Source organism: Frankia sp. Mgl5 (assembly GCF_023242985.1).
Lineage (GTDB): Bacteria > Actinomycetota > Actinomycetes > Frankiales > Frankiaceae > Parafrankia > Parafrankia soli.
The window spans coordinates 1-1,247 of sequence record NZ_JALKFY010000776.1; the positions used below are offsets into that span (position 1 = coordinate 1).

1 protein-coding gene is annotated in these 1,247 nt (G+C 67.0%); it reads left to right on the forward strand.

Going from position 1 to position 1,247, the window contains the following annotated elements; all coding sequences use genetic code 11:
• Positions 1 to 32: 32 nt before the first annotated feature.
• A protein-coding gene (locus MXD62_RS27565) for an IS3 family transposase (RefSeq protein WP_248832310.1) occupies positions 33 to 1,247 on the forward strand; the annotation gives its coding sequence in 2 pieces (ribosomal slippage) (positions 33 to 315 and positions 315 to 1,247; 1,216 coding nt annotated over the 2 pieces). This gene is flagged as partial in the annotation.

The following is a 1,247-nucleotide window of genomic DNA, read 5'->3' on the forward strand; positions in this document are numbered from 1 at the left end:
ATGGAGGCTTGATTCTCTGAGAGGATCGAGTCATGGCACGTCCTTCCCCTTACCCCGCCGAGCTGCGGCGTCGTGCGGTCCGGATGGTCGCCGAGGTCCGTCCCGACTACCCCACCGAGTGGGCCGCGATGAAGGCCGTCGCGTCCAAGCTCGGCATCGGAACGGCCGAGACGGTACGGCAGTGGGTCCGGCGCGATCAGATCGACAACGGGAACCGGCCCGGGGTGACGACGGAGGAGTCCGCGCAGGTCAAGGCCCTGAAGAAGGAGGTCGCCGAGCTGAAGCGGGCGAATGAGATCCTCAAGGCCGCGGCGAGTTTCTTCGCGGCCGAGCTCGACCGGCCACACCTGCGCTCGTAGCGTTCATCGACGAGCACCGGGACCGCTTCGGCGGTGTCGAGCCGATCTGCCGCGTGCTGACCCTGCACGACTGCAGCATCGCCCCCTCCACCTACTACGCCCACAAGCAGCGTCAGGCATCGCCCTGCGCCCGCCAGGTACGGGACGCCGAGCTCACGACGCTGATCACCGAGGTCTACGACGCCAACTACCGTGTCTACGGGGCGCGGAAGATCTGGCGGGAGCTGCACCGGCAAGGCCACCCGGTGGCCCGCTGCACCGTCGAACGCCTCATGCGTGACCTCGGCATCACCGGTGCCGTCCGCGGCAGGAAAGTGGTCACCACCCTGGCGGATCCGGCCGCGACGCGGGCTCCGGACCTGGTGGAACGCGACTTCGTGGCCGACGCACCGAACCGCACCTGGGTCGCTGACTTCACCCACGTCGCAGCCTGGGCCGGCACCGTCTACGTCGCGTTCGTGGTGGACACCTTCTCCCGCCGCATCGTCGGCTGGTCCGTCGCGACCACCAAGCACGCCGAACTCGTCCTGACCGCGCTGGAGATGGCACTGTGGCAACGGGACCGGACCGGCACCAGGCCCGTAGCGGGTGAGCTGATCCATCACTCGGACGCGGGTTCGCAATACACGTCTTTCACGCTCGCCGAGCACCTGGACCGAGCCGGCATCGCGGCCTCCATCGGCACGGTCGGCGACGCACTGGACAACGCACTGATGGAATCGACCATCGGCCTGTACAAGACAGAACTGATCAAACCGCGGCGGCCCTGGCGAACTCTGCCCGAGGTCGAGTTGGCCACCGCCGAATGGGCGGACTGGTACAACCACCGACGCCTACATGGTGAGATAGGCCACATCCCACCAGTCGAATACGAAGCTAACTACTACC